The organism is Streptomyces sp. NPDC057486 (genome assembly GCF_042802415.1).
Classification (GTDB): domain Bacteria; phylum Actinomycetota; class Actinomycetes; order Streptomycetales; family Streptomycetaceae; genus Streptomyces; species Streptomyces yanii.
In genome coordinates this window covers 49329-74430 of sequence record NZ_JBHVEE010000004.1, presented here as the reverse complement: position 1 = coordinate 74430, position 25102 = coordinate 49329, and the positions used below count along the sequence as shown (strand labels likewise).

Below are 25102 nucleotides of genomic sequence, written 5' to 3'. Positions count from 1 at the left end.
GTGCGATCAGGTAATCAGGAACGGTGAACAAGGACGCGGCCGACCCCTTCGTGCATGTCCGGGGCGCCAGTGAGAACAACCTGCGGAACATCGATGTCGACGTTCCGCGTGACGCGATGGTCGCCTTCACCGGCGTCTCCGGTTCGGGCAAGTCCTCGCTCGCGTTCGGCACGCTCTACGCGGAGGCCCAACGGCGCTACTTCGAGTCCGTAGCACCGTACGCCCGAAGGTTGTTGCAACAGGTCGGCGCACCGCACGTGCAGGAAATCACCGGACTTCCACCCGCCGTGGCCCTGCAGCAGCGACGCGGGTCGCCCAGCTCGCGCTCGACGGTCGGCACCATCACCACGCTGTCCAATCTGCTGCGCATGCTGTACTCCCGCGCCGGCACCTATCCGCCCCGGGCCGCGCGGCTGGAGGCCGAGTCGTTCTCACCCAACACCGCGGCCGGCGCCTGCCCGGAGTGCCACGGACTGGGCGTCGTGCACGACGTCGCCGAGGACCTGCTCGTCCCGGACCCCTCGCTGAGCATCCGCGAGGGGGCGATCGCCGCCTGGCCGGGCGCCTGGCAGGGCGCCAACCTGCGCAGTGTCGTGAGCGGCCTGGGGATCGACATCGATCGACCGTGGCGCCGGCTCAGGAAGAAGGACCGGGACTGGCTGCTGTACACGGACGAGCAGCCCTCCGTGTACATCGAGCCGGAGGAGGACCGCGTCGACTACGGCTACCAGGGCAAGTTTTGGAGCGCCCGCAAGCACGTCATGCACGTCCTCGCCGACTCCAAGAGCGAGAAGATGCGCGAACGGGCGCTCCGGTTCGTCAGGAGTGTCCCCTGCCCCGAGTGTCACGGCAGCGGACTGCGGCCCGAGGCGCTCGCCGTGACCTTCGCCGGACGTTCCATCGCCGAGATCAACGCGATGCCGCTCACCGAGGTCGTGGCGCTGCTGCGGCCCGTCGCGGGGCGGTCCGAGGCCGACGCCACCACGTCGACCGCCCGATCCGGGGAGACGACCGAGGTCGCGGTCCGGATCTGCGGCGATCTGGTCGCGCGGGTCGACGTACTGCTCGACCTGGGCCTCGGATATCTCAGCCTCGGGCGCCGCTCGACGACCCTGTCGCCCGGCGAGGCGCAGCGCCTGCGGATCGCCACCCAGCTGCGCTCGGGGCTGTTCGGCGTCGTCTACGTTCTCGACGAACCCTCCGCGGGCCTGCACCCGGCTGACGCAGAACCGCTGCTGGACGTGCTGGACCGCCTCAAGGCGGCGGGCAACTCCCTGTTCGTCGTGGAGCACGACATGGACGTCGTACGGCGGGCAGACTGGGTGGTCGACATCGGCCCCGGCGCGGGTGAGGGCGGCGGACGCGTGCTCTACAGCGGCCCGGTCGCCGGTCTTGAGCGTGTCGGGGAGTCGGCCACGAGCCAGTACCTGTTCGGGCGTTCCCAGCCGCTCGATCACCGCCCGCGCACACCGCATGGCTGGCTGCACCTGAGCGGCGTCTCCCGCCACAATCTGCACGACGTGTCCGTCGACGTACCGCTCTGTGTACTGACGGCGGTGACGGGCGTGTCCGGTTCCGGAAAGTCGACGCTGGTGACGCAGGTGCTCGCTGAGGTCGTCCGCGGCCACCTCGGACTCGTACCCGAGGAGCCCGACGAGGCGCAGCTGGAGGTCGACGTCCAGGACGCGTCGGGGGTCGAGTCGTTCGACCGGCTGGTCCGGGTCGACCAACGGCCCATCGGCCGAACTCCCCGGTCCAACCTGGCCACGTACACGGGGATGTTCGACGCGGTGCGCAAGCTGTACGCGGCGACGGACGAGGCCAGGGCGCGCGGCTACTCGGCCGGGCGGTTCTCCTTCAACGTGCCCGAAGGACGGTGCGAGACCTGCCAGGGCGAAGGATTCGTCGCGGTGGAACTGCTGTTCCTGCCCGGCACCTACGCGCCGTGCCCGACCTGCCAGGGCGCCCGGTACAACGCCGAAACGCTGGAAGTCACCTACCGCGGCAAGAACATCGCGGAAGTACTGGCGCTGTCCGTCGACGCCGCCGCCAAGTTCCTGTCCGCCGTCCCGGCCGCCTCCCGCAGTCTGGAGACGTTGCGCGAGGTGGGACTGGGCTACCTGCGGCTGGGCCAGCCCGCGACGGAACTCAGCGGTGGTGAGGCGCAACGCATCAAACTGGCCACCGAACTGCAGCGAGCCCGCCGCGGGCACGCGCTCTACCTGCTCGACGAGCCGACGGCGGGGCTGCACCCCTCGGACATCGCGCTGCTGCTGCGACAGCTCCACCGGCTCGTCGACGCCGGCAACACGGTCGTCCTCGTCGAGCACGACCTGGACACGATCGTCACCGCCGACTGGGTCATCGACCTCGGGCCGGGCGGCGGCGACGCGGGCGGGCGGGTGGTCGCGGCGGGCCCGCCGGCCAAGGTGGCGAGGGCCAGCCGCAGCGCCACCGCGCCCTATCTCGCGGCCCGGCTAGCGCGCTCCTGACGACGGCGCGAGGGTTGAGCACCGGTCAGCCGGGTCCGGGGTGTCGATGGTCGCCTTGTACTTGCGGGCCATCTTCGTGACGGTCGATCTGTGCTTCGACGCCAGTGTCTTGAGCATGGACGTCTTCGTCACCCATTGCAGGCGGTCTACCAGGTGTCCTGCCCGAGCGCCGCGATCTCCTCACCGGAGGGGAGCGCGATCGTTCTGGCCGATTCCGCAGACATCTCTGGCCTCCCGTCTGCCGTGGATCGATCCGTGTCACGCGCGCCCGGCACCGAGTACCCAGGTCCGCGCCTCCCAGACAACCGGTGTCGCATGCGCCGCAGGGAGGTCAGGAGGGGCGAGAGGACTGCGCCGAGAGCGCGCCGGGACCGGGTGCGCGGTCGCGCAACGCGACGGCGACCGACACAACGGCGCCGCAGGAGAGGACCGCCGCGAAGCCGATCATCGCGGTCTGCACGGCGAAATGCCGCAGGGCGATGCTGAACAGGACGGAGGGCAGGCCCATTCCCAGGTACGCGACGACGAAGAACACGGCGAGGACCCCCGCGCGTGAGGCGGGCTCGGCCACTGAAACGGCACGTTCGACGCCTCCCTTGAACAGCAGCCCGGAGCCGGCTCCCGACAGGGACACGGCGACCAGGTAGAGCCAGAGCGCCGGGTGGTAGAGGGCGAAGGCGCACAGGACCAGGCCGACCGGGAATACCACTGCCCCCACGGTCAGGACCCGGGGCAGTGGGAGGCGGCCCAGCACCATCTGGGCGGCCGCCGCGGAACCGAACATGAGGAAGGCCGACAAGCCGACCACGAGGTGCGAGTCGGTGTGCAGGGTGCCATGGAGCACGCTCGCCCCGAGGGAGGAGATCAGGCCGAGGATCGCGAAGGCGAAGGCGCCCAGCGCGCCGGCCGCGCCGAACGTCCGCCCGCCGCCGGGGCGCAGGACGAACCTGCTGGGCGGTTCGGCCGCGGGCAGCTCCAGGTCCACGGTCTCCGGGGTGGACAGCACCAGCGCCAGGCACACTGCCATGGCGAGCGTGAAGATCGCCTGGGCGGTGATCAGGGGCGTGGGAAGCCACTCGGCGGCGGCACCGGCGACCAGGGGCCCTGAGGCCAGGCCGCCGAGGTTGGCGGCAGTGGCCACGATGCCGGGCAGCACCGAACCCGTCCGTTCCGGACGGGCCTCGTGGTGGAGGTCGTGCAGGTACGTGGTCGCGGTCGAGGCCATCAACCCCAGTCCGACGCCGTTCAGGATCCTGCCCGCGATCAGCCCCGGCAGGTCCCGCCACGCGATCAGTACGACCGACGCGACGATGCCAACCAGCAGCGCCGGAACGATGACGCGCCGTCGGCCGAGCCGGTCCGACAGGTGTCCCAGTCCGAGGAAGGCGGCCGCTGCGCCCACGACCATCGAGGCGTACGCCACCGTGACCGTGGTCGCGCCGAAGTGGTCCCGGGCCTCGTACAGCGGCCACAGCGGGGTCGGCGCGGTACCGAAGGCCATAAGCACGGTGAAGGCCACCGCCACGAACCAAAAGCCGGTCGTGTGCGAGGCACGACGCCGGGCGGGGGCGCAGGGCGGCAGGTCGACGGGAACGGGTGCTGGGATCGGATGGGTCGGGTCGTCGGGAGCGTCGGCTGTGGGACGGCTCAGCGGCGTCGGAACGGCAGGCAGGGGTACCCCTCCTCGGGCGGAAGTGGATGGCGCTTTCCATTCTCCTCACCAGCCAGGATCAGTGCCAACGAATGTTTTTGCTGGGCTCGAGCAATGCGAGTGATACTTCTCCTGTGGAGCTACGTCAGCTGGAGCACTTCATCGCGGTCGCCGAGGAGCTGAGTTTCACGCGTGCCGCCCGACGGCTGCACGTGGTGCAGTCCGGGGTGTCCGCCGCGATCCGCTCCCTGGAGCGCGAGCTCGGTTGCGCGCTGTTCGAGCGCACGTCACAGCAGGTCCGGCTCACCGGGGCGGGCGCGGCGCTGCTGCCGGAGGCTCGGGCCACCCTGCACGCCGCCCAGGCGGCCCAGGACGCCGCGCGCGCCGCACAGGACACGCTGAGCGGCACGGTGAATGTGGGCGCCATGGCCTCGGTCGAGGTAGTGGACCTGCCTGCGCTCCTCGGGCAGCTGCACGCGCGGCATCCGGCGATCGACGTCCGGCTGCGGCTGGCGACGACCGGATCGGCGGGACTAGCGCACGCACTGCTCAGCGGGGACCTGGACGTGGCTTTCCTGTCGCTGCCCGAGCACAAACCCGCCGGGATCGACGCACGGGAGCTGGCCACCGTGCCGCTCGTCCTGGTGGTGAGCGCCGCCCATCCGCTCGCGCAGCGGGGGGAGGTGGCACTTGCGGACCTCGCGGGGGAGCCCTTCGTGGACTTCCCGCCGGGATACGGCAACCGCGAGGTGGTCGACCGGGCGTTCGCGGTGGCGGGCGTCGTACGCCGGGTGGCATTGGAAGTGCCCGACATCGACATGGGGGCGGCACTGGTCCGGCACGGTCTGGGCATCGCCTTCCTGCCCGCGTTCGCCGTTGCCCGCACCCCCGGCCTGCAAGTCCTGGACGTCCACGGCACCATGCTCCGCTGGAGCATGCATCTCGGCACGTCGTCGACCCGGCGGCCCAGCTCGGCCCTGCGGGCGCTGCTCGACCTGGTCGACCTCCACGTCATCGCCCTGTGACGCCCGGGCCGCGGCCCGGGCGTCTCCCGTCGGTGGGTGTCCGGCCCCCTGCACTCGCCTCGCTCCGGCCGCGACATCTGCCGCAGCATCAGCTGACGCTCAGGCTGCCGCCGTCCACAGGCGGCGTCGGTTCTAGCGGGACATCTCCATGAGCATCGCCGCCCGGCCGAACGGGGACACGGACCGGCCCGCCACCGGCCGACGCCCTACGGGCCAGCGGAGCGGACCAGATTTCCCGTCTTTCCTCGGTGCTCGTGCACGAGGCGGATCGCCATGGCACCCTCACCGGTGGCCGAGGCCACCCGTTTGACCGAGCCGCTCCTGACGTCGCCGGCGGCGAAGACCCCGGGAAGGGTGGTCTCCAGCAGCAACGGACCACGGCCGAGCGAGGCCCACCGGGTCGCGTCGGCCGCCGCCTGGGCGTCGGCGCCGGTGAGGACGAAGCCCTTCTCGTCCAGGGCCAGGACGCCCCTGAGCCATTCCGTGCGCGGCCGGGCCCCGATGAACACGAACAGCGCCGCGGCCCGCAGTTCCCGGCGCTCACTACTTACGTTGTCCTCCACCGTCAGCGACTCCAGCTTCCCTTCCCCGGAGACGCCCTGGACTTCGGTGTGGAGCAGCACCTCGATCTTCGGGTGCCGTTCCACCTGGTCAACCAGGTATCGCGACATGTCCGCGTTGAGGTCACTGCCCCGGACGAGGAGGTGGACCCTGGACGCGTGGTTCGCGAGGAACAACGCCGCCTGCCCGGCGGAGTTCCCGCCGCCGACCACGGCGACCGGATCCGCCTGGCAGAGACTGGCCTCGTGGACCGTCGCCGCGTAGTAGATGCTGATGCCCTCCAGGCGGTCGAGGCCGGGCACCTCGAGCCTGCGGTACCACACGCCCGAGGCGAGCACCACGGCGCCCGCCCGGGCCTGGGACCCGTCTGTGAAGGTGACGACGTACTCGTCGTCCTGCGGGGTGAGCCCGCTGACCTGGGCCGGCACCATGAGGCGGGCACCGAACTTGTGGGCCTGGAGCACCGCGCGTTCGATGAGCTCGCCCCCGGAGATGCCCGACGGGAAGCCAAGGTAGTTCTCGATGCGAGACGAGGTACCGGCCTGGCCCCCGGTGGCCACGGCGTCGACGGTGACCGTGGTGAGGCCGTCGGAGGCACCGTACACGGCGGCGGCGAGTCCCGCGGGGCCCGCACCGACCACCATCACGTCGCACCGCCCGGCCTCCGGCGAGGGGGCGGGCAGCCCGATGAGCCGGGCCAGTTCGGCGTTGCTCGGATTGCGCAGCACCCGCTCGCCCTTCCAGATGACCACCGGAGTCTCCTCGGGACGGATGGAGAACCGGCGCAGCAGCGCCTCCGCCTCCTTGTCCTTCTCCAGATCTACCCAGCGGTGGGGCAGCCGGTTGCGGGCGGCGAACTCACGCAGACGCAGCGTGTCCGGTGAATAACACGACCCCAGGATCCGGAAGCCGGCGCCGAGGCCGATGAGCAGATACCGGCGGCCCAGGTAAGCGCGGAGGATCAGGTCGCCGAGGGCGGGGTCGCGGCCGACCAGGGCGCGTTGCCGCTCCACCGGCACGGCCAGGACCTCGCCCGCCTCGCGCACCACGGCGGTGTTGAACGCCGTCTGGCCCTCCAGCAACCCGAGTTCACCCAGGAATCTGCCGGGTCCGTGCACCGCCACCGTGCGCTCGTCGGGCCCGCCGAGGTCGTGGAGTATCTCGACGGTCCCGCTGAGGATCGCGAGGAACTCCCGGAACGGCTCGCCCTCGCGGTACAGCACCTCGCCCTCGGCGGTCCTGCGGCGCTCACCGTGCGCGGTCAGGTCCTCGAACTGCTCCGGTGTCAGGCGCGGGAACGCCCCGTATCGGTCCGGTGTCTCGCGGACCGCACTCTGCTTGTGCTCGGCCGCGCTCATCAGACCATGGCCTCGTGAACGTAGCACCAGCGCCAGTCCTCTCCCGGCTGGAAGGATTGCACGATGGGGTGACCGGCGCTGCCCGCGTGCCACCTGGCGTGCTTGCGGGGCGAGGAGTCACAGCAGCCGACGTGCCCGCAGGTGAGGCAGAGCCGCAGGTGCACCCACGGGGAACGCTCCATTAGGCACTCCTCGCAGCCCTCCGGGGTACGCGGCGTCACTGGGCGCACCATCGCCATGTGCGGGTCAGGAATCGTGGCCATCAGAGTTCTCCTTCCGTGGGCGGGACTGCTCAGCCGCGGCCCGCGATGGTCTCCTCCACAGCGGCACAGCTCCGGGACCGGGGCGGCGCGGCACCAGCCCGGCGGGACATCTCCGCTCCCATGTCGAGCAGGAACCAGTGTCGGCACGGCCACGACCTGGAACCGCTGCGCGAGCGCCGGAGATGTCGACCTCGACGTGCTTGAGCTCGCCGGCGAGCTGGTGTTTGGGTCACCGAGTTCAGCTCGGTCTCGGCCTTTTCCGCAGCCCACTGCAGCGCATGCGGGTCCTTGCGCAAGTTGATGCCGCTCTCCTGCTGAAATTTGTCGGGAGGGTGGCCCACCAGGCGCCGGTCGAAGCCGTCGCCGCACAAGCGACTGTCGCCAGCCATTGACCGCAGATCGAGCACGCCATCGCCGACGTCGAAGGTACCGCCGCCCAGGCCGAAGACGAGCCCGGTCCCGTGCTGCTTCTTATCCAGATCGAAGGCGAGTGCGGGCACGGTCGGCTCGTTGATATGCGCAGCACGTCGAGGCCCGCCATGCGTCCGGCGTCCTTGGCGCGCCGCGCGTTGGGCGTCGTTGAAATGGGTGGTCACGGTGATGATCGCCTCCGTCACGCGTTGCCCACGTCGTCGGCGAGCTTTCGCAGCACCAGCGCGCTGATGTTCTCCGGCGCGCAGAGCGCGCCTTGCCGTGCTCGTCGGGGACGGTGTCGAAGCCGTCAGCCTTGGCCTCGTCGGGGACCTCGTCGAAGCAGCGGCCGGTGGAACACTCGGCGGAGTAGACGGTCCCCCTGGGGTTAGGGATCACCTGCGGGCGAGCTGGCCGACAAGGGGTTCGCCAGTGTCGGTGAACGCGGCGACTGACGGGGTGATCAGGCTGCCCGCGGAGGCGGGGATGACCGCGACCTCTCCGACCTGCCACGCGGCGATCACGGAATTGGTAGTGCTGAGGTCGACTCCGACTGCCTTGGCCATAGGAGTTCTCATTCGTCGAAACTCCTGGAACGTGGGCGCCGGGCGTTGCGCTCCACCGCAGGACGAGATCCACGTGGCTGCGGCGGGATTGTTCCGGCAGCGAGGAAGCAGAGCGCGCTGACGCTGTTTGGCCGTGGCCTACACCGCCTCGTCCGGTCGCCACTCACAACAGGAGGTCGAAGACGGCTCGGGCCTCGTCCCAGTGCTGGGTCTGGGGGTTCTTCAGGTCGGGATGGAGGATCTTGAAGCTTTGGGCAAGGGCCACGCTGAGTCCGCCGATGATGTCCGGATAGGCCGCCTCGGTCTCCTCGTCGGGCGTGCGGTCCAGAGCGGGGTGGGTGGCGAGCTGTTCTAGGATCGGCCTGAGTTCCACTTCCTGGTCGATCTTTTGGAAGTGGTGAATGCTCTCCTGCAGGCCTTTCGTGATCGGTAGGTCACAGGTCCGGATGATGTCGCGCCCGTTGGCCTTGGCAGTGGCCTGGGCGACGGTCAGCAGATCGTAGAGCTTGGCGTCGACGAAGTCGCTGTAGCGCTTGAGATCGTTCTTGTCGACGTTCAGCCCCGCGGCCGCGCGGAAGAACCTTTCGAACCTGGCGATGGACATCACGGTCATAACGGCAACCTCCGGCTGCGGGCGCCGGGGTGGCTCCCGGCCCCTGTGCTTCGCACTCAGCCTGGCCGACGGGGCGCGGGAACGCATGCGCATGTCGGGGCCAATTGGCCTCTCCTATATTGGCCTGCCAGGCCCAGGCGTCCGATTACCTGGCCGCGGTCGAGCCGGCCTGGATCGACGGATCGCGTCTTCAGCCGATTCCGATGCCGGACCGATCCGCATGGGCAAGTCCCAGCACCCCAGCTGATCGGCCCACGTCTCGGGTGTCGGAGAGCTCAGATTGTGGCGGCTCGCCCTCGCAGGGATCATCGAAGGCATGGACAGGAACATGTCCGTCGGGCCCGGGGAGCGGCTGCTGGAGGAATTGGTCAGAGCAGCCCAGCTGGCATCACCTGCAGAACTGCCTGTGGTCGTGAACCGGTTTGCCGAGGCCATGGGTGTGCGCCGGGCGGTTGTCTATCTGGTCGACGTCCAGCAAAGACTGCTGTTGCCGCTCGTCGAAGGCGAGCCGGAATTCGAGCTCGACGCTTCCCTTGCCGGATGGGCCTACCGCACCGGCTCTCTCCGAGCGGAAGAAGACCACGCCGAAGGGCTGAACGTGTGGATGCCCCTGGCCGACGGGGCGGAACGGCTGGGCGTCCTCGAACTGAACATGGACACCCTGGACGGGCTCAAGCTACGGCGCTGCCGGACGATGGCATTGATCCTGGCACTGATCATCACATCCAAGCGTAATTACAGCGACGCCATCGCACAGCGCATGCGGACCAGACCGATGGAACTTCCTACGGAGATGGTGAGGGCCTTCCTTCCTCCCCGGTCGATCGGCACCGGGCGAGTCGTTTCGACGGCGGTCCTGGAGCCTGCGTACGAACTGGGCGGCGATGCGTTCGACCACTCGTTCACCGAGGACGTTCTGCACGCCGCGATCCTTGACGGCATGGGGCATAACCTGGCGTCCGGGCTTGCCACCTCTGTCGCCATGGCGGGCTGCCGTCACGCCCGGCGCAGCGGGGCAGACCTGGGCCCACTCGCGGGCACCGTGGACGAGGCACTGGCGAAGTGGCTTCCGGAGCAGTTCTGCACGGGTATTTTCACCCAGTTGCACATGCGCACCGGTGTGCTGCGATGGTGCAACTGCGGCCACCCGCCTCCGTTGCTCATCCGCCGGCACCGCCTGCTCCATAAGGCTTTGGAGCGACAGCCTGAGCCTCCTCTGGGTCTTCCCGCCAGTCTCGCCGGGACCACCCGTCAGGTGCACGACGTCAGCCTCGAACCCGGTGACCGGATACTGCTCTACTCGGACGGCGTCGTCGAGTCGCGGAATGAGGAAGGCGAAGAGTTCGGACTGGAGCGCTTCACCGACTACATCATCCGGTCGACCGCAGCAGGGCAGAGCGCCCCGGAAGTACTGCGCCTGCTCATCCATGCCGTCCTCGAGCATCAGCACAACGAACTCAGCGACGACGCCACAATTTTGATGTTCGAGTGGCAGCCTCCTGATCGATGACTGCAAGGGCTGGAGGGCGCGGCCGTGGCGCCGGTACGCCCCGGGTGCAAACGCTGACTTCGGTGGATACCGAGCGCAGCTCAGGCCCCTGCCTGCGCGGGTAGGGCGCCGCACAGCTCCAGCGCCATACCCGCGCAGGCAGGGGCCTGGTGTGTTGTCCGGACAGGTTGGTGACCGGCGCAGGCGCTGCGCCCGGCCGCGCCTCGTCGCCGGGCATCACACGAACGCCTCGTGGACGAAGCACCACCGCCAGTCCTCGTCGGGCTCCAGCGACGCCACGATCGGATGGCCGTCGGGCGGCGGCGTGACGGCGGGCGTGCCGGTTCGGCGAGGAATCGCAGCAGCCCACGTGGCCGCAGGTCAGGCAGAGCCTGAGATGAATCCAGGAGGACCGCGTGGCCAGGCATTCCTCGCACCCCGGGGCGCGCGGGGTGACAGGGCGTACGAGGTGAGGGGGGCGGTCCGTACGGTCGTGGCCGATCATCCTTTCCCGGCCGGTTCGCGGCCCGCGATCGACTGCTCCAACCACCGCCGCAGGGCAGGGGCAGGTGCGGCACCCGACTGCCGGGCGATGGTCTGTCCTTTGTCGAGGACCAGCAACGTTGGTACGGCCTGGACCTCGAACCGCCGCGCCAGGCCTGGGTTCTTGTCGATGTCGACCTTGACCAGTTTGATCTTTCCCGCGAGATCGGTGGCGACCTTCTCCAGCTCGGGGCTGACCATGCGGCAGGGGCCGCACCAGGTGGCCCACAGGTCCACGACGACGGGCACGGTGGCCTGCTCGACGACCTCGGTGAAGTCGTCGTCGCCCGCGTCGGCCATCCACGGCAGAGACTGCTTGCATTTGCCGCACCTGGGGCGGCCCTCGGCGGCCACCGGTACCCGGTTGGTGCGCCCGCAGTGCGGGCAGGTGACGTTGGTGGTTTGCATGGTGCTCATGCCGCCCTCGTTCCCTTCCCGTCCTCGGGCTGGTCGTAGGTGACAACCAGCTCTCCGTGTTCGGCGTCGACCCGGACCGTGGCGCCGTCCTGGACGTCGCCGCGCAACAGGGCGCGCCCGACCAGGGTCTCGACCTCGTGGGAGATGTAGCGCCGCAGCGGCCGGGCCCCGTACACCGGGTCGTAGCCCTGGTGGGCGATCACCTCACGGGCCGCGTCGGTGAGTTCGACCGCGATGCGGCGCTCGGCGAGCCGCTGGCGCAGTTCGTCGAACTGCAGCTCGACGATCCGCTCGATCTGCCGCTCACCGAGCGGCTTGAACAGCACGATGTCGTCAACGCGGTTGAGGAACTCCGGGCGGAAGTGCCCGCGCAGCTCGCCCATCACCAGGGCGCGGGCTTCCGGCTTGATCTCGCCCTCGGCGGTGGCGCCGTCGAGGAGGTGCTCGGAACCGATGTTGGACGTCATGATGATCACGGTGTTGCGGAAGTCGACGGTGCGGCCCTGAGAATCTGTGATGCGGCCGTCATCGAGGATCTGCAGCAGGGTGTTGAAGACATCGGTGTGCGCCTTCTCGATCTCGTCGAACAGCACGACCGAGTACGGCTTGCGGCGTACGGCCTCGGTGAGCTGGCCGCCTTCCTCGTAGCCGACGTATCCGGGCGGTGCCCCCATGAGCCGGCTGACGGTGTGCCGCTCCTGGTACTCGCTCATGTCGAGGCGGACCATGTTCTCCTCGGAGTCGAACAGGGTCCGGGCGAGGGTCTTGGCCAGCTCGGTCTTCCCGACGCCGGTGGGGCCGAGGAAGATGAACGAGCCGATGGGGCGGCGAGGGTCGCGGATGCCGGAGCGGGCTCGAATGATGGCGTCGGCGACGAGCTTGACGGCCTCGTCCTGGCCGATGACGCGCTCGCGCAGGATCTCGTCGAGGCGCAGCAGTTTCTCGCGTTCGCCCTCCTGAAGGCGGGCGACGGGGATGCCGGTCCAGGCGGCGACGATCTCGGCGATCTCCTCCTCGGTGACGACCTCGCGCAGCAGCCGGTTCTGCCCTTGTTTGGCCGCCAGTTGCTCCTCCTCTGCGGCAAGTCGGCGCTCCAGCTCCTGGAGTCGGCCGTAGCGGAGTTCGGCGGCGCGGTTGAGGTCGTAGGCGCGTTCGGCCTCCTCCGCCTCGTGGCGGACCTGCTCCAGTTCCTGGCGCAGTTCCTGCACGCGGCGGATCGCCTGCCGTTCGGCCTCCCACTGGGCGCGTTTGGCGTCGGCCTCGCCGCGCAGGTCGGCCAGTTCCCTGCGCAGCTCCTCCAGGCGGGTCTTGCTGGCGGGGTCGGTCTCCTTGGACAGAGCCGCGTCCTCGATCTCCAGGCGAGTGACGCGGCGGGTGATCTCGTCGAGTTCGGCGGGCATCGAGTCGATCTCGGTACGCAGCCGGGCGCACGCCTCGTCGACGAGGTCGATGGCCTTGTCGGGCAGGAACCGGTCGGTGATGTAGCGATGGCTGAGGGTGGCCGCGGAGACCAGCGCGGTGTCCTGGATCTTCACCCCGTGGAAGACCTCGAGGCGTTCGCGCAGTCCGCGCAGGATGGAGATAGTGTCCTCCACGCTCGGCTCGTCGACCAGTACCTGCTGGAAGCGGCGTTCGAGGGCGGCGTCCTTCTCGATGTGCTTGCGGTACTCGTCGAGGGTGGTCGCGCCGATCATATGGAGTTCGCCGCGGGCGAGCATCGGCTTGAGCATGTTGCCAGCGTCCATGGCCCCCTCGGCGGCGCCCGCGCCGACGACCGTGTGCAACTCGTCGACGAAGAGCAGGATCCGCCCCTCGGCGGCCTTGACCTCGCTGAGCACGGCCTTGAGGCGTTCCTCGAACTCGCCCCGGTACTTGGCGCCGGCGACCAGGGAGCCCATGTCGAGGGCGAACACGATCTTGTCGCGGAGCCCTTCGGGCACGTCGCCGCGGACGATGCGCTGGGCGAGGCCCTCGACGATTGCGGTCTTGCCGACGCCGGGGTCGCCGATGAGGACGGGGTTGTTCTTGGACTTGCGGCTGAGGATCTGGGTGACGCGGCGGATCTCGGCGTCCCGGCCGATGACCGGGTCGAGCCTGCCGGCCCTGGCCTCGGTGACGAGATCGCGGCCGTACTTCTCCAGAGCCTCGTAGGCCACTTCGGGGTTGGCGGAGGTGACGCGCTGGTTGCCGCGGACCTGGGTGAGCGCGCTCAGGAACGAGTCCCTAGTGATGCCGGCCTGTTTGAGCAGTCGCCCGGCGGCGGTTGAAGAGCTCTCCTCAGCCAGGGCCAGCAGGAGGTGCTCCACGGACACATACTCGTCCTTGAGACGTTTGGCCTCCCGTTCGGCGGCGTCGAGCAGGCGGGCGAGGCGCTGGGTGACGAAGACCTGGCCGGGTGCCGCGCCGGGACCGGTGACCTTCGGACGGCGGGAGAGTTCCTCTTGCACGGCCGCGCGCAGTTCCTTCGGCTCGGTGCCGGCCTGTTGCAGCAACCGTGGGATCAGACCGTCCTCCTGATCGAGAAGTGCGAGCAGCAGGTGTTCACCGTCGACCTCTGTGTGCCCCATGCTGACGGCCGCGGTCTGGGCCTCCTGGAGGGCTTCCTGGGACTTCTGGGTGAGACGGTTCATGTCCATGGGGGTGTTTCACTCCTCGGGCCGCGGCCGCGCAGGGCGGCTTCGAGCAGGCTGATGCGATCGAGCAGGTCGAGCACCAGGCCGATGGATGCGTAGTTGAGGCAGAGCCCGGAGCGCAGCCGCTGGATGCGAGCGAGGACTGCCGGGGCCGTGGGGTCGAACACCAGGCGCCCCGCGCCGTCGCGTTCGGCGTCGACCAGGCCGAGGGCGACGAACCGGCGGATCAGATCGGGGTGGAGGCCCGAGCGACGGGCCACGGCGTCCAGGGAGAGCCTGGGGGCGGGCACGAGCGCGTACCGGACAGCCGTCGAGGCGGTGATGTCGGTGCCCGTCCGTACCGGGCGGTCGCCCACGCCGGCCCGGCCGATGCCTGCCGCTCCCGCGGGTCGGTCGTTCATCGCGTCCTCCTGGGGTCGAACGAGGAAGTGGCGGCGAGCTCCTCGAATAGCTCGCGCTCCCGGTCGCCGACGGTGGGCGGCACCACGATGCGGAGTTCGGCATACAGGTCGCCGTTCGCGCCGCGCGGGTTCGGCATGCCCTCGCCGCGCAATCGCAGCCGTCGCCCGCTGGACGAGCCCGCGGGCACCGTGACCTTGGCCGTGCCACCGCCGGGCGTGGGCACCGGCACGGTCGCACCCAGGGCCGCCTCCCAGGGGGCGACCGGGACCTGGACGTGCACGTCGCGGCCGTCCAGCCGGAACCGGGCGTGGGGCTGGATACGCACCCGCAGGTACAGGTCGCCCGCGACGGCGTCACCACTGCCCTGGCCGCCCTCGCCCGCCAGCCGGATGCGCTGCCCGTCGGTGACGCCTGGCGGCACCTCGACCTCATACCGCCGCGGCTGCCCGGTGGGACCGGCGAGCGTGACGCTGCGACGGCCGCCTCGGTACGCCTCCTCGACGGTCAGCGGCAGTTCGGCCTCCTGGTCCGCTCCGGGGACGCCACCTCGGGCGGCGCCGGCTCCGAACATGGAGCCGAACAGGTCCTCGATGTCGATGCCCTCCGCGCCCAAGTCGTCGCCGAAGCCGGTGGCGTATCGGACACGGGGGCCGCCCGCGCCCGCGGTCCTCCGAGCGCGGAAGCCGCCGCCCGCTCCGGCCGCGACCCGTTCGTCGAAGTCCTCGGGGATCTTGCGGAAGTCCTCGCCGAAGCGGTCGTAACGGGCCCGGGTCTTCGGGTCCGACAGGACGCTGTAGGCCTCGTTGAGGTCCTTGAAACGCTCCTCCGCCCCCGGGTCCTTGTTGACGTCGGGGTGGTACCTGCGGGCGAGCTTGCGATATGCCTGCTGGATCTCGTCCTGGCTCGCGGTACGCGACACGCCCAGCACCTCGTAGAAGTCCCGTGCCATGACTGGTCACTCCCGCTTCGCGACAGTCACGGCGGCGGGCCTGAGCTGCCGTTCGCCGTCACCGTAGCCAGGGCGCAACACCTCGACCACGGTGCCCGGCTCGACGTCGGGGTCCTGGACGACGCCGACCACCTCGTGCCGGGCCGGGTCGAAGACGACGCCTGTCTCCGCGTGCCGCGGGTAGCCGAGCAGTTCAAGGACGTTCACCGCCTGGTCACGGACCGCCCGGACGCCTTCCACGATCGCGCCCGGATCGGCTCCGGCATGGGTCAGGGCGAGTTCGAGGTTGTCCAAGACGGGCAGGAAGGCGGCTGCCGTACGGGAACGCTCGACCGTCCGCTCCCGCTCGAGCTCCCTAGCGTGACGATTGCGAAGGTTGTCGAGGTCGGCGAGCGCGCGCCGCCAGCGGTCCTCCAGTTCCTGGATCGCGGTCGTGTACTCGTCCTCGGCAGGCGCGGGGCCGGCGGCGTCGGGTCCCGGTTCGTCGTTCGCCGCTTCCGGCCGGGGCGGCGGGTCCGGTTGCGGCAAATCCGCGCGAGGAGGGCGTACGGCGCCTTCCGGGACCGGTTCGACCGGATCCGACGCGGCCCGGTCGGGTTCCTGGGGGTGGCTGGGCATGGCGCGCCTCAGTCCTTGTCGAACTCGGCGTCGATGACATCGTCGCCACCGTCAACGCCACTGGTGGGACCACCGGTGGCGGCGTCCTGGCCGGAACCGCCCGTGGCGGCGGCGCCCTGATGGGCCACCAGCCCGGCGAGCACCTGCTGGAGTTCGGAGGTCAAGGCCCGTACGCGCTCCACGTCCGCCTCTTCCTTGACCGCCGCCCGGGCGTCGGATACGAGCATCTCGGCGCGTGCCTTCTCGTGCGCGGGCGCTGCATCGCCCAGTTCGGCGAGGCGCTTCTCGACCTGGTAGGCGACGGCGTCGAGCTCGTTGCGGGCGTCGACGGCCTCGCGGAGCGCCTGGTCCTGGCCTCGGTTGTGCTCGGCCTCCTGGACCATGCGTTCGACCTCACTGCGGTCCAGGTTGGAGCTCTCGCTGATGGTGATGCCCTGCTCCTTGCCGGTGTCCCGGTCGCGGGCCGTGACGTTGAGGATGCCGTTGGCGTCGATGTCGAATGTGACCTCGATCTGTGGCTCGCCCCGCGGCGCCGGCCGGATGTCGGTGAGCTGGAACCGGCCGAGCACCCGGTTGTCGGCGGCCCTCTCGCGCTCGCCCTGGAGGACCACCACATCGACGGCCGGCTGGTTGTCCTCGGCGGTGGAGAAGGTCTCGCTGCGGCGCACCGGAATGGTGGTGTTCCGCTCGATGATCTTCGTCATCACTCCGCCGCGCGTCTCGAGGCCCAGCGACAACGGTGTGACGTCGAGCAGCAGGACGTCCTTGACCTCGCCCTTGAGTACCCCGGCCTGGATCGCGGCGCCCAGGGCCACGACCTCATCGGGGTTGACGCTCATGTTGGGTTCCTTGCCGCCGGTCAGCCGGCGGACCAAGGCCTGGACCGCTGGGATACGTGTGGAGCCGCCTACGAGGATGACCTCGTCGATGTCGCTCTCGCCGACCTTGGCGTCGGCCATTGCCTGCTGGACCGGTCCCAGGCAACGCTCCACCAGGTCGCCTGTGATCTGCTCGAACGTGGACCGCATGATCGAGTCGGTGAGGTGCTTGGGGCCCGAGGCGTCGGCGGTGACGAACGGCAGGCTGACCTGCGTCTGCGTCACCGAACTGAGCTCGGTCTTGGCCTTCTCTGCCGCCTCGAACAGTCGTTGCAGCGCCTGCGGGTCCTTGCGCAGATCGATGCCGTTGTCCTTCTGGAAGTCGTCCGCGAGGTAATCCACCAGACGCCGGTCAAAGTCGTCGCCGCCCAGGTGGCTGTCGCCGGCGGTGGAGCGCACCTCCACCACGCCGTCGCCGACGTCGAGAATGCTCACGTCAAAGGTGCCGCCGCCCAGGTCGAAGACGAGGACGGTCTCGTGCTGCTTCTTGTCCATGCCGTACGCGAGGGCAGCCGCCGTGGGCTCGTTGACGATCCGCAGCACCTCCAGACCCGCGATCCGTCCGGCGTCCTTGGTGGCGGTGCGCTGAGCATCGTTGAAGTAGGCGGGCACCGTGATGACCGCCTCCGTAACCCGCTCCCCGAGCTGCTTGGATGCGTCGTCGGCGAGTTTGCGCAGCACCTGTGCGCTGATCTCCTCAGGCGCATAGAGCTTGTCGCGCACCTTGAAGCGGGCCGCCCCGCCGTCGCCCTCGACCACGTCGTACGCCACCGCCCTGGCCTCGTCGGAGATCTCGTCGAAGTGCCGGCCGATGAACCGCTTGGCCGAGTAGATGGTGCCCTTGGGATTGAGGATCGCCTGGCGCCGGGCCAGCTGGCCCACCAGACGTTCCCCGGTGTCGGTGAAGGCCACCACGGACGGTGTCGTACGGTTACCCTCGCTGTTGGGCACGACGGACGGCTCGCCGCCCTCCCACACGGCGATCACCGAGTTGGTGGTGCCCAGGTCGATGCCCACTGCCTTTGCCATGAGGAACTCCTCCCGATGCGGCGGCCTGCGCCGACGCTGCGGATCCGATCGTTGAGGTACGGGCGGGACGTCCGGACGAAGCGGTCGCCGACGAGGCCGTACTGCTGCTCGGCAGGCTGCGGACCACCAGCGCCGGCGACGTACCGGCTGGGCTGCATCGAGCGGACGGGGGCGAAACCCCGATCCGAAGCCGCAGGACCCGCCCGATCCGGCCGCCGCACCTCACCGTCATCCCGGCGGCTGCCCCGCAGGGTGTACAGCAGCAACAGCAGCAGACCGAACAGCGCGCCCACGATCGCTCCGAAAATCACGCCGCAGAGGGCGACGAGCAGGGCGGAGACGAGCGGGTCCACCCAGTCAACCAGGCCGAAGAGCCAGCCGATCAACGCACCGGGAAGGGCCCCGCTCGCCGCTCCGTGCAGGGCGGCCCAGCCGTAGTCCATCCGGCCGATGACGTGCTCGACGAGGCGGACGTCCTGGCCGATGACGGCCACCCTCTCCACGGGAAACCCCTGGTCCGAAACGTGGTCGACGGTGTGTTCGACTCCCTGGTACGTCTCGTACGCGTCTACGGGCCGCCGAGGCTTCTCGAGCATCGCCCAGTCCTTCCTGCCGGTGCGCATGGCGCCACCCGCACGCCCCAGAGTCGCCTAACCAAGCGGCTCTACGCCTGCGCCCGGCAGGGCAAAAAACAACGGAGCCCGTCACCCCGCGAGCACGAGAAGAAGGCTCCGAACATCTCGGGTAAGTTGGTCGGAGGGGCGTACAGGAAGGGTCGTATTCACTTTCTGAGGGCTTGTTGGGGGAAGGGAGCAATCCCATGGCCAGCAGCCGGGTGCACAACCTGTACCGCCGCCGCTCCGACCGGGAGGGCAGCGTTCCGCGGGGCAGCGCCGGGCGGCAGTCAACGGCCGCGCGGAGAGAGCCCAGCCCCCCCGTTCCGACTCCAGCCGACCATGCCCTCCACGAACTGATGGTGCTCTCCAGCGCCCTGCTCGACACTCGGGACGAAGGCGAGATCCTGCGCCTGGCCATGGACCACATAGCCGCCGCGGGGCCATACAGCGCGGAGGCCGGATACCTCAGGGTGGACGGCGACCTGGTCCCCGGCCCGAGGGGCGGGCAGATCCATGCCGCCGTGGACCGGACGGTGCGGGAGCTGGCCGGGCAAGACGGCCCTGTGACCGTACCCGGCTGGCCCTGGGGCCGGGCCCTGGGGCTGCGCGGACTTGAGGGACTCCACGGCTACCTCGTGGTGACGTCCCGCTCCCGGCCCACCGAGGCCGAGCGATCCCTGCTCGCCACGCTCGTCCGGCACACCGCTGCTGCTCTGTCAGTCGCCTTCACAGACCGCCGCCGACGTGAGGACGCGCGGGAGCTGCACCGGCTGCGGGAGGAACGGACAGCCCTCCAGCGGCAGCTGATCTCCGTCGTGGCTGAGCTGGGGTACCAGCGGGCTGTTCACGCGCTCATGGCCGATGTCGCTGCCTCGGGCGGCGGCGAGGAAGCCATCACCCGCGCACTGCACGAGCTCACTGGACTCCCCGCACTGGTCGAGGACCGCTTCGGCCGGCTGAGGTCCTGGACCGGCCCCAGCCGCCCCGATCCCTATCCGGAACCGGACCCCGTGCGCCAGAACGAAATGCTGCACGCCGCTGCCCGGGAGGTCGGGCCGGTGCGGATAAAGGACCGGCTGATCACCCTGGTCCGCCCGCACGGCGAGATGCTGGGCGTGCTGGCTTTGGTCGACGCCCGGGGCGAGGCCGATGAGCACACCGTGCTCGCGCTGGAACACGCCGCCGCGTCGCTCGCCCTGGAGCTGGCGCACCTGCGTAACCTGGCCGAGGTGGAGCTGAGGCTGCACCGCGAGCTGGTCGACGACCTCCTGGCAGGGACGGACGACGCGAGCGCCTACGCCCGGTCCGAGGCAGTCGGACACGACCTGCACCGCAGCCACTACATCGTCGTGGTGCAGTGGTCGAACCGGCCTGCGGACGATTCGTTCGCGCATACCGTGGGCCGGGCGGCCTCTGCCGTGGGCATGCGGTCGCTGCTGACCCCGCGTTCCGATCACGTGGTCCTGGTCGCCGACGACAGGCCGCACGCCCGCGCGCTGTACGAGGCGCTCGCCCGGGAGACCGGGACACGGTCCGGGACGATCGGAGTGAGCGCCCCGTGCGACTCTCTGGACGACATCCCCCACCACTACGAGGAGGCGCAGCGCGCCCTGGAAGTGCGCCGCCACTCCCGCGAGCGCTACGGCACGACGTTCTTCGACGAGCTTGGCCTCTACCGCATCCTGGGACCTGGCAACGGTTACCGGGAACTAGAGACATTCGTCCACGAGTGGCTGGGGCAGCTCATCGACTACGACTCCCGGCACCACGCGGCCATGGTCGAGACCCTGTCCCGGTACTTCGACTGCGGCGGCAACTACGACGAGACCGCCGAATCCCTCGCGATCCACCGCAGCACGCTGCGCTATCGGCTCCAGCGCATCCGCGACATCAGCGGCAACGACCTCGCGAACGTCGAGGACCGCCTCAACCTCCAGGTGGCGACCCGAGTGTGGACGATCGTGCTGGGCGGACCCGACTGATGCCCCGCTAGAACTGTCGTGCGACAGGAGGACGGCGAGGTGGCCTTCGACTACGGCCTGTACTGGTTCAAGGGCCAGTCGATGGGGACCGGTCAGGCCAACGTCAAGGCATACAACCGACAGCTGTGCGCCCTGATAGAGCAGGGCAAGGCCAAGCCCTCGTGGATCGTCTCCCACGAGCCGCCGCTGGACGAGGCCCCTGCCGGCTAATAGCACTCCGACGCCCGTGACGACGGCTGGACCAAGGTCGTGCTCCACCCCGACGGCTCGAGCTGACCGAAGCGGGCCCACATCCCCGTGCGCAAGGGCTCGCACGCGCGGTTGGCGGGATTGAGCGTCTCGTCGGAGGGTCGTACCTCGCGCCAGCTGCGGGAGGATTGTCCTTTTGGTCCGCCAGCATCGGTTCGCTGTAGGTGACTGAGTGCGTCTCCTCGTCTTCCTCCGCGCCACTCGTCCGTCCGTCGGCCGGTCTCCCCGTCCCGGCCTGATCGGGGGACGCGGGGCGCCAAGGCGCCTGTCGCGCTCGACTACCACATAGAGGGGCGTTACAACGGGACCTCGGGCGAACCGTCGCGCGTGCCCGCCCCCGACCGGATTGAGACCGTGACAGATTTCCTGCCTGCCGCTGCGGCGCACGTGGTGCGGATCGTCCTGGTCGCCGACCCCGGAGTGGCGTCGGAGATCGCCCAGGAATTGGCCGACAAACTGCCGCAGCAGCTGAGGCGGCGGGTCCGCGCGGACGTCGACTGGCGGGTGACGGCGCGCACGGTACCCCTGGTCGCGGACGAGCAACTGGACGTCTCCTCCGCAGCCGACGTCGTACGCCCCTTGCTCCCCGAGGGCGACTGGGAGGCCGGAGTCCTCCTCACCGATCTGCCTCGACGAGCAGGCCTGCGCCCGGTCAGCGTCGAGGTGAGCCCGGCGGACCGCATCGCGCTGGTGTCCCTGCCCGCGCTCGGCTCCTGGCGGATGCGACGGCGCGCCCGGCGCGTCGTCGCGGATGTCGTCGGCATGCTCACCCGGGAACGTGCCGATCTCGCTCCCCTGGAGGAAGCCGGCCGGCTCGAAGCTTCAGGGGTCGGCGAGGATGGCCTGGAACGCTTCATCGTGCCCGGCCTGCGCGGACATCTGAGTCTCGTCACCGGTATGGTGCGGGCCAACCGGCCCTGGCGGCTCTTCGCCACCCTCTCCCGCGCACTGGCCGGTGTCTTCGCAACCGCCGCCTTCGGCCTGATCAACAACTCGACCTGGAAAATCTCTTCGGGGATGGACGTCGGGCGCCTGATCGGGGCCTCTGTAGTCTCCCTTCTCGCCCTCACGGCATGGATCATCATTGATCACGAGCTCTGGGAACGCCCTCACGGTTCGCTCTCCCGCTCCTTCTCCCGCCTCTACAACACAGTCACGTGCGTGACGATCACCTTCGGTGTGCTCTCCCTGTACATGATCCTGTTCTTCACCCTCTTCGGCGTCTCCAATCTCATCCTGACCCCGTCGGCCTTCGGCACGGTTAATGGGCAAGACGCAACGGTCCACGACTACGCCGTGCTCGCCTGGTTCGTCAGCTCGATGGGCATGGTCGGGGGTGCGTTCGGATCCGGACTCGAAGACGACGGCACCGTCCGCAACGCGGCGTACGGCGAGCGGCAGCGCCAGCGATGGCAGAAGCTGCGAGGGGAGAAGAAGGTGCGGGAAGAGCTGGAGAGCGAGACGTAGAGCGCCCCTGAGCCGAGCCCTGACCCATTGCAGCCGACGCAGGTCGTCATGCTGCTGCCCATTTGACGCCGAGTTTTTGGGTGTGGCGCCGTTGTGGCGTCGGTCTTGGTGTTGCTGATTGTGATCTCTCAGTTTGGTGAGATTCAGTCGTCCGGGTCGCGGTTGTGGGATTTTGTTGCTGGTCAGTGGCTGGCAGCCGTGGCCTGTCTCTCCGAATGAACTCACCACGCCCACTCACGCGGCCGCTGCCGCCACGGGCGGCATCTGCGCGACCCACACCAACGTCACGCTGACCAGCCTGACTTGCGCTCGGCCCGGGCAGTCAGGGATTCGGTCGCGGCGCGTTGTGGTTGCTGCGCCGACAGTTGGCCAACGTTGCGGGCTACCTCGACCTGCTCAGGAAGAGCGCATGCCTGCCCACGACCAGTTCACGCTTGAGTTCGATCCCGGCGACCAGGAAGAACACCGCGAGCAAACCGTCCGCCGTCCAGTGCCCCGCCGACAGGTCCAGGCCGAGTGCCGGTATCCCGAGGTGGAAAACCCGTATCTCCTCGTACGCCCCGCTCCACGGGCTGTTCGCCCACACCGGCGCCACCACCGCGGCGGCAAGGAGTACCAGGCCACTGACGGTCTCGGTGCGCAGTGCACGCGCGAGGGCCTGACGCTCGGGCAGAGGTAGCAGACCCGGGAAGTAGGTACGCGAGCGAACATCAGACACGGCGGGAGCCTTCGAGGCGTCCGCAAAAAGGGGCACACGGCCCCACGGACGCCGACCAGTCCCTATCTGTCGCTGCCGCGTCGCGCAGCATGGGCGTCGCGTCCCGCCGGCGGCCGGCGCAGCACTGCGAGCAGGGCCGCCAGACGGTCGGTGACCATGTACGGCCAGTCTGCTGGTGAAGACAGTCGCGAGAGCCAATGGATGGAACTCCCCCGAGGCCAGGCCACGCGGTCCCTGGTCACGGGTACACGAGCTGGGAAAGTCCAACAGTCCTGCCGGTGTGCAGCTTGAAGGAGAGATCATGGTCCAGCAGGTTCGCGAGGTCATGACGGAAGATCCTGTCGCCGTGTCGTCGCTGACGTCCGTGATGAACGTTGCCCAGCTGATGCGACGCAAGGACATGGGTGCCGTCCTCGTGGTCGCTGACGATCGGTCGCGTGGTCTCGTCGCCGACCAGGAGCTACTTGTCCATCGAGCGCGATACCGGTTCGGCCCTGGGCGACATCAGCGCTGTCAGGCCAAACGAGTGCACGATGACCTCGGAGTCACCTGCCTCCTGGACCCCGGTAAGGGCTGGACCCATGCAACGGATCAGGACGGCGGTGAACGCCCGGCCAATGGTGAATTACGACCTCCTGGCGAGCAACGGCGTATCTCGGCACGACCTGGCCGTTACCGCGCTGGGCCGTGTGCGCGGACGCTCCACCGTCACCGGCGACCTGGCCGTCGCCTACCACACCATCATGATCGGCTGCGCGAGGCGATCCGCCGCACCGATCTTGCCGAGACCACGAAACGAAAGTGGGAGCTGTGAACGGCCCTGACATCCTCGTCGTCGACGCTGGCTCTTCCAGCCTGCACCTGACGGTTCTGGGCGCCGACGGCCGCGAACGAGCCGCGAGGCACCTCACCGAGCCACCCGGCCCGGAGACCGCCGACACGATCGAGGACTTCCTGCGCGACGCGCCCCCGGTCGGGGCGACCGGGCACCGCCTCGTTCACGGCGGACCGCACCTGCTGCGCCCTACCATCGTCGACGACGACGTACGCGCCGAGCTCGACCGTACTGCACGGCTCGCCCCGCTGCACATGCCCCCGGCCCTCACTGCCCTGGACGCGACCCGCGCTTTGTTGCCCGACGTGCCGCACGTCGTGTGCCTGGACACCGTCTTCCACGCCGACCTGCCACTCGCCGCCCGCACCTACGCGGTGCCTCGCGAATGGACAGAGCGGTACGGTCTGCGCCGGTACGGGTTTCACGGCCTGTCCTACGCGTGGGCCCTGCAGCGGACGGCCGGGCTGATCGGCCGTCCGGCCGGCTCCCTGCACGTCGTCCTGGCGCACTTGGGAGGCGGCTGCTCGGTCTGCGCGGTGCGCGACGGGCGCAGCGTCGACACCACTATGGGCTTCACCCCGCTGGAGGGCCTGGTGATGAGCAAGCGCAGCGGGAGCGTCGACCCGGGTCTGCTGCTCTGGCTCCAGACATCGGCAGGCCTGACGGCGGTGCGGATCGAGGACGCCCTCAATCACGAGTCCGGCCTCCTCGGCCTGTCCGGCATGTCCGGGGACACCCGGGACCTCGTCCGCGCGGGCGCCCGGGGGGACAGTAAGGCGACCTTCGCGCTGGACGTGTTCGCTGTTGGCGTGCGGCGCGGCATCGCGAGTGTCGCCGCCTCCCTCGACCGGATCGACGCGCTCGTGTTTACAGGCGAGATCGGCGAAGACCAGCCAGAGGTACGCGAAGCGGTCTGTTCGGGCTTGGGTGTCCTGGGCATCACCGGCGGGCTGACGGAGGGAAACCCGCCGGAAGACGCCGTTGTCAGTCCGCGTGGCGCGGCCGTGCCCGTCCTGGTGATCCCGACAGGCGAAACCCAGCAGGTGGCAGCGGAAACGCGCCACACCCTCACGAGGCGGGCTGAGGACCGATAGCCTTGAACGTGACCCGATCGGGAACTGCCAACTCTCACCCAGTACGCGCGCAACACTGGCGTTTTGACCAGACATGCCCGATAGACCGGGCAGCAACATACACGCGAGGGTTGCGTAACGGTGGCCCTCCCCGTCGTGTGACGGCGCGGCTTGGCCCCCTGTCCTCGGTAGCGAGGGCGTCCCAGCCGCAGCCTTCCGCAGGTTCCGGCCTACCCCTCTCTTACCTGCACGACTACTGCCCA

Annotated in this window: 20 protein-coding genes and 4 pseudogenes; 8 read left to right on the top strand and 16 right to left on the bottom strand. The window is 69.5% G+C overall.

What is annotated here, in order from left to right; all coding sequences use genetic code 11:
* Positions 1-23 precede the first annotated feature (23 nt).
* Positions 24-2492: an excinuclease ABC subunit UvrA gene (gene uvrA, locus ACFU6I_RS03860; RefSeq protein ID WP_384361091.1), complete on the top strand. Its 2469-nt coding sequence runs from the start codon at positions 24-26 to the stop codon at positions 2490-2492.
* 18 nt (positions 2493-2510) lie between these two features.
* Here uvrA and ACFU6I_RS03855 read toward each other — a convergent pair.
* Both ACFU6I_RS03855 and ACFU6I_RS03850 read right to left on the bottom strand, forming a co-directional pair.
* Positions 2511-2645: pseudogene (locus ACFU6I_RS03855) on the bottom strand (group II intron reverse transcriptase/maturase); the annotation flags it as partial.
* Positions 2646-2823: 178 nt separating this feature from the next.
* A complete protein-coding gene (locus tag ACFU6I_RS03850; protein ID WP_384361088.1) occupies positions 2824-4011 on the bottom strand; it encodes an MFS transporter in 1188 nt (395 codons plus the stop codon).
* 266 nt (positions 4012-4277) lie between these two features.
* On the opposite strand from ACFU6I_RS03850, the gene ACFU6I_RS03845 reads away from it, so the two are divergent.
* Entirely contained in the window at positions 4278-5168 is an 891-nt protein-coding gene (locus ACFU6I_RS03845) for a LysR family transcriptional regulator (RefSeq protein WP_384361085.1), read from the top strand.
* A 206-nt stretch (positions 5169-5374) separates the two neighbouring features.
* On the opposite strand, the gene ACFU6I_RS03840 is transcribed toward ACFU6I_RS03845, so the two are convergent.
* From ACFU6I_RS03840 to ACFU6I_RS03820, 5 genes are all read right to left on the bottom strand, one after another.
* Positions 5375-7087, bottom strand: a complete 1713-nt coding sequence (locus ACFU6I_RS03840; protein ID WP_384361082.1) for an FAD-dependent oxidoreductase — start codon at positions 7085-7087, stop codon at positions 5375-5377.
* Positions 7087-7350 (bottom strand): UBP-type zinc finger domain-containing protein, encoded by a 264-nt coding sequence (locus tag ACFU6I_RS03835; protein WP_384361079.1) that lies wholly within the window; start codon positions 7348-7350, stop codon positions 7087-7089. Before ACFU6I_RS03835 ends, ACFU6I_RS03840 begins: the two co-directional genes overlap by 1 nt.
* A 29-nt stretch (positions 7351-7379) precedes the next feature.
* Positions 7380-8030 (bottom strand): Hsp70 family protein, encoded by a 651-nt coding sequence (locus ACFU6I_RS03830; protein ID WP_384361259.1) that lies wholly within the window; start codon positions 8028-8030, stop codon positions 7380-7382.
* Between the two features lie 126 nt (positions 8031-8156).
* Positions 8157-8327 carry an Hsp70 family protein gene (locus ACFU6I_RS03825; protein WP_384361076.1) on the bottom strand — a complete coding sequence of 57 codons (171 nt, stop codon included), beginning with the start codon at positions 8325-8327 and terminating at the stop codon, positions 8157-8159.
* Positions 8328-8490: 163 nt separating this feature from the next.
* Positions 8491-8940 carry a DUF1931 family protein gene (locus tag ACFU6I_RS03820; protein WP_327420225.1) on the bottom strand — a complete coding sequence of 150 codons (450 nt, stop codon included), beginning with the start codon at positions 8938-8940 and terminating at the stop codon, positions 8491-8493.
* Between the two features lie 316 nt (positions 8941-9256).
* Here ACFU6I_RS03820 and ACFU6I_RS03815 point away from each other — a divergent pair, with 316 nt between their 5' ends.
* The gene (locus ACFU6I_RS03815; RefSeq protein ID WP_384361073.1) at positions 9257-10450 is read left to right on the top strand and encodes a PP2C family protein-serine/threonine phosphatase; all 1194 of its coding nucleotides are present in this window, start codon (positions 9257-9259) and stop codon (positions 10448-10450) included.
* A gap of 216 nt (positions 10451-10666) precedes the next feature.
* On the opposite strand, the pseudogene ACFU6I_RS03810 reads toward ACFU6I_RS03815, so the two are convergent.
* The 8 genes and pseudogenes from ACFU6I_RS03810 to ACFU6I_RS03775 form a co-directional block, all read right to left on the bottom strand.
* Positions 10667-10934 (bottom strand): annotated as a pseudogene (locus ACFU6I_RS03810) (UBP-type zinc finger domain-containing protein).
* Positions 10931-11389 (bottom strand): thioredoxin, encoded by a 459-nt coding sequence (trxA, locus tag ACFU6I_RS03805; RefSeq protein ID WP_384361070.1) that lies wholly within the window; start codon positions 11387-11389, stop codon positions 10931-10933. Before trxA ends, ACFU6I_RS03810 begins: the two are co-directional and overlap by 4 nt.
* A complete protein-coding gene (clpB, locus tag ACFU6I_RS03800; protein WP_384361067.1) occupies positions 11386-14025 on the bottom strand; it encodes an ATP-dependent chaperone ClpB in 2640 nt (879 codons plus the stop codon). Before clpB ends, trxA begins: the two co-directional genes overlap by 4 nt.
* Positions 14016-14423: a chaperone modulator CbpM gene (locus ACFU6I_RS03795; protein ID WP_355954766.1), complete on the bottom strand. Its 408-nt coding sequence runs from the start codon at positions 14421-14423 to the stop codon at positions 14016-14018. Before ACFU6I_RS03795 ends, clpB begins: the two co-directional genes overlap by 10 nt.
* Positions 14420-15373, bottom strand: coding sequence for a DnaJ C-terminal domain-containing protein (locus ACFU6I_RS03790; RefSeq protein WP_384361064.1), 954 nt, complete (start codon positions 15371-15373; stop codon positions 14420-14422). Before ACFU6I_RS03790 ends, ACFU6I_RS03795 begins: the two co-directional genes overlap by 4 nt.
* Positions 15374-15379: 6 nt before the next feature.
* Complete coding sequence (locus ACFU6I_RS03785) at positions 15380-15991, bottom strand: nucleotide exchange factor GrpE (RefSeq protein WP_384361061.1); 612 nt, start codon at positions 15989-15991, stop codon at positions 15380-15382.
* 8 nt (positions 15992-15999) lie between these two features.
* Positions 16000-17898 (bottom strand): molecular chaperone DnaK, encoded by a 1899-nt coding sequence (dnaK, locus tag ACFU6I_RS03780; RefSeq protein WP_384361058.1) that lies wholly within the window; start codon positions 17896-17898, stop codon positions 16000-16002.
* Positions 17853-18494 (bottom strand): general stress protein, encoded by a 642-nt coding sequence (locus ACFU6I_RS03775; RefSeq protein ID WP_384361056.1) that lies wholly within the window; start codon positions 18492-18494, stop codon positions 17853-17855. The genes dnaK and ACFU6I_RS03775 overlap by 46 nt, the downstream gene beginning before the upstream one ends.
* Positions 18495-18718: 224 nt before the next feature.
* On the opposite strand from ACFU6I_RS03775, the gene ACFU6I_RS03770 reads away from it, so the two are divergent.
* The 3 genes and pseudogenes from ACFU6I_RS03770 to ACFU6I_RS03760 all read left to right on the top strand — a co-directional run bounded on the left by ACFU6I_RS03770 (position 18719) and on the right by ACFU6I_RS03760 (position 22213).
* Complete coding sequence (locus ACFU6I_RS03770) at positions 18719-20497, top strand: PucR family transcriptional regulator (RefSeq protein ID WP_384361052.1); 1779 nt, start codon at positions 18719-18721, stop codon at positions 20495-20497.
* A gap of 33 nt (positions 20498-20530) precedes the next feature.
* Positions 20531-20773, top strand: a pseudogene (locus tag ACFU6I_RS03765) (aldehyde dehydrogenase); the annotation flags it as partial.
* Positions 20774-21100: 327 nt separating this feature from the next.
* Positions 21101-22213 carry a hypothetical protein gene (locus ACFU6I_RS03760; RefSeq protein ID WP_384361049.1) on the top strand — a complete coding sequence of 371 codons (1113 nt, stop codon included), beginning with the start codon at positions 21101-21103 and terminating at the stop codon, positions 22211-22213.
* A 415-nt stretch (positions 22214-22628) separates the two neighbouring features.
* Here ACFU6I_RS03760 and ACFU6I_RS03755 read toward each other — a convergent pair.
* A pseudogene (locus ACFU6I_RS03755) lies at positions 22629-22931 on the bottom strand (Na+/H+ antiporter NhaA); the annotation flags it as partial.
* A gap of 301 nt (positions 22932-23232) precedes the next feature.
* Between ACFU6I_RS03755 and ACFU6I_RS03750 the strand changes: the two are divergent.
* Together ACFU6I_RS03750 and ACFU6I_RS03745 are read left to right on the top strand one after the other, a co-directional pair.
* Complete coding sequence (locus ACFU6I_RS03750) at positions 23233-23745, top strand: CBS domain-containing protein (protein ID WP_384361046.1); 513 nt, start codon at positions 23233-23235, stop codon at positions 23743-23745.
* On the top strand, positions 23742-24860 hold the full coding sequence (locus ACFU6I_RS03745; RefSeq protein ID WP_384361043.1) for an acetate/propionate family kinase: 1119 nt from the start codon (positions 23742-23744) through the stop codon (positions 24858-24860). Before ACFU6I_RS03750 ends, ACFU6I_RS03745 begins: the two co-directional genes overlap by 4 nt.
* The last annotated feature ends 242 nt before the right edge of the window (positions 24861-25102 follow it).

What these genes read in the sequence shown, in the direction of transcription:
- ACFU6I_RS03750 (WP_384361046.1), top strand. Translation starts at nt 23,233, where the DNA reads ATGGTCCAGCAGGTTCGCGAGGTCATGACGGAAGATCCTGTCGCCGTG.
- ACFU6I_RS03820 (WP_327420225.1), bottom strand. Translation starts at nt 8,940, where the DNA reads ATGACCGTGATGTCCATCGCCAGGTTCGAAAGGTTCTTCCGCGCGGCC.
- dnaK (WP_384361058.1), bottom strand. Translation starts at nt 17,898, where the DNA reads ATGGCAAAGGCAGTGGGCATCGACCTGGGCACCACCAACTCGGTGATC.
- ACFU6I_RS03795 (WP_355954766.1), bottom strand. Translation starts at nt 14,423, where the DNA reads ATGAACGACCGACCCGCGGGAGCGGCAGGCATCGGCCGGGCCGGCGTG.
- ACFU6I_RS03790 (WP_384361064.1), bottom strand. Translation starts at nt 15,373, where the DNA reads ATGGCACGGGACTTCTACGAGGTGCTGGGCGTGTCGCGTACCGCGAGC.
- ACFU6I_RS03840 (WP_384361082.1), bottom strand. Translation starts at nt 7,087, where the DNA reads ATGAGCGCGGCCGAGCACAAGCAGAGTGCGGTCCGCGAGACACCGGAC.
- ACFU6I_RS03835 (WP_384361079.1), bottom strand. Translation starts at nt 7,350, where the DNA reads ATGGCCACGATTCCTGACCCGCACATGGCGATGGTGCGCCCAGTGACG.
- ACFU6I_RS03770 (WP_384361052.1), top strand. Translation starts at nt 18,719, where the DNA reads ATGGCCAGCAGCCGGGTGCACAACCTGTACCGCCGCCGCTCCGACCGG.
- ACFU6I_RS03815 (WP_384361073.1), top strand. Translation starts at nt 9,257, where the DNA reads ATGGACAGGAACATGTCCGTCGGGCCCGGGGAGCGGCTGCTGGAGGAA.
- clpB (WP_384361067.1), bottom strand. Translation starts at nt 14,025, where the DNA reads ATGGACATGAACCGTCTCACCCAGAAGTCCCAGGAAGCCCTCCAGGAG.
- ACFU6I_RS03775 (WP_384361056.1), bottom strand. Translation starts at nt 18,494, where the DNA reads ATGCTCGAGAAGCCTCGGCGGCCCGTAGACGCGTACGAGACGTACCAG.
- trxA (WP_384361070.1), bottom strand. Translation starts at nt 11,389, where the DNA reads ATGAGCACCATGCAAACCACCAACGTCACCTGCCCGCACTGCGGGCGC.
- ACFU6I_RS03825 (WP_384361076.1), bottom strand. Translation starts at nt 8,327, where the DNA reads ATGGCCAAGGCAGTCGGAGTCGACCTCAGCACTACCAATTCCGTGATC.
- ACFU6I_RS03785 (WP_384361061.1), bottom strand. Translation starts at nt 15,991, where the DNA reads ATGCCCAGCCACCCCCAGGAACCCGACCGGGCCGCGTCGGATCCGGTC.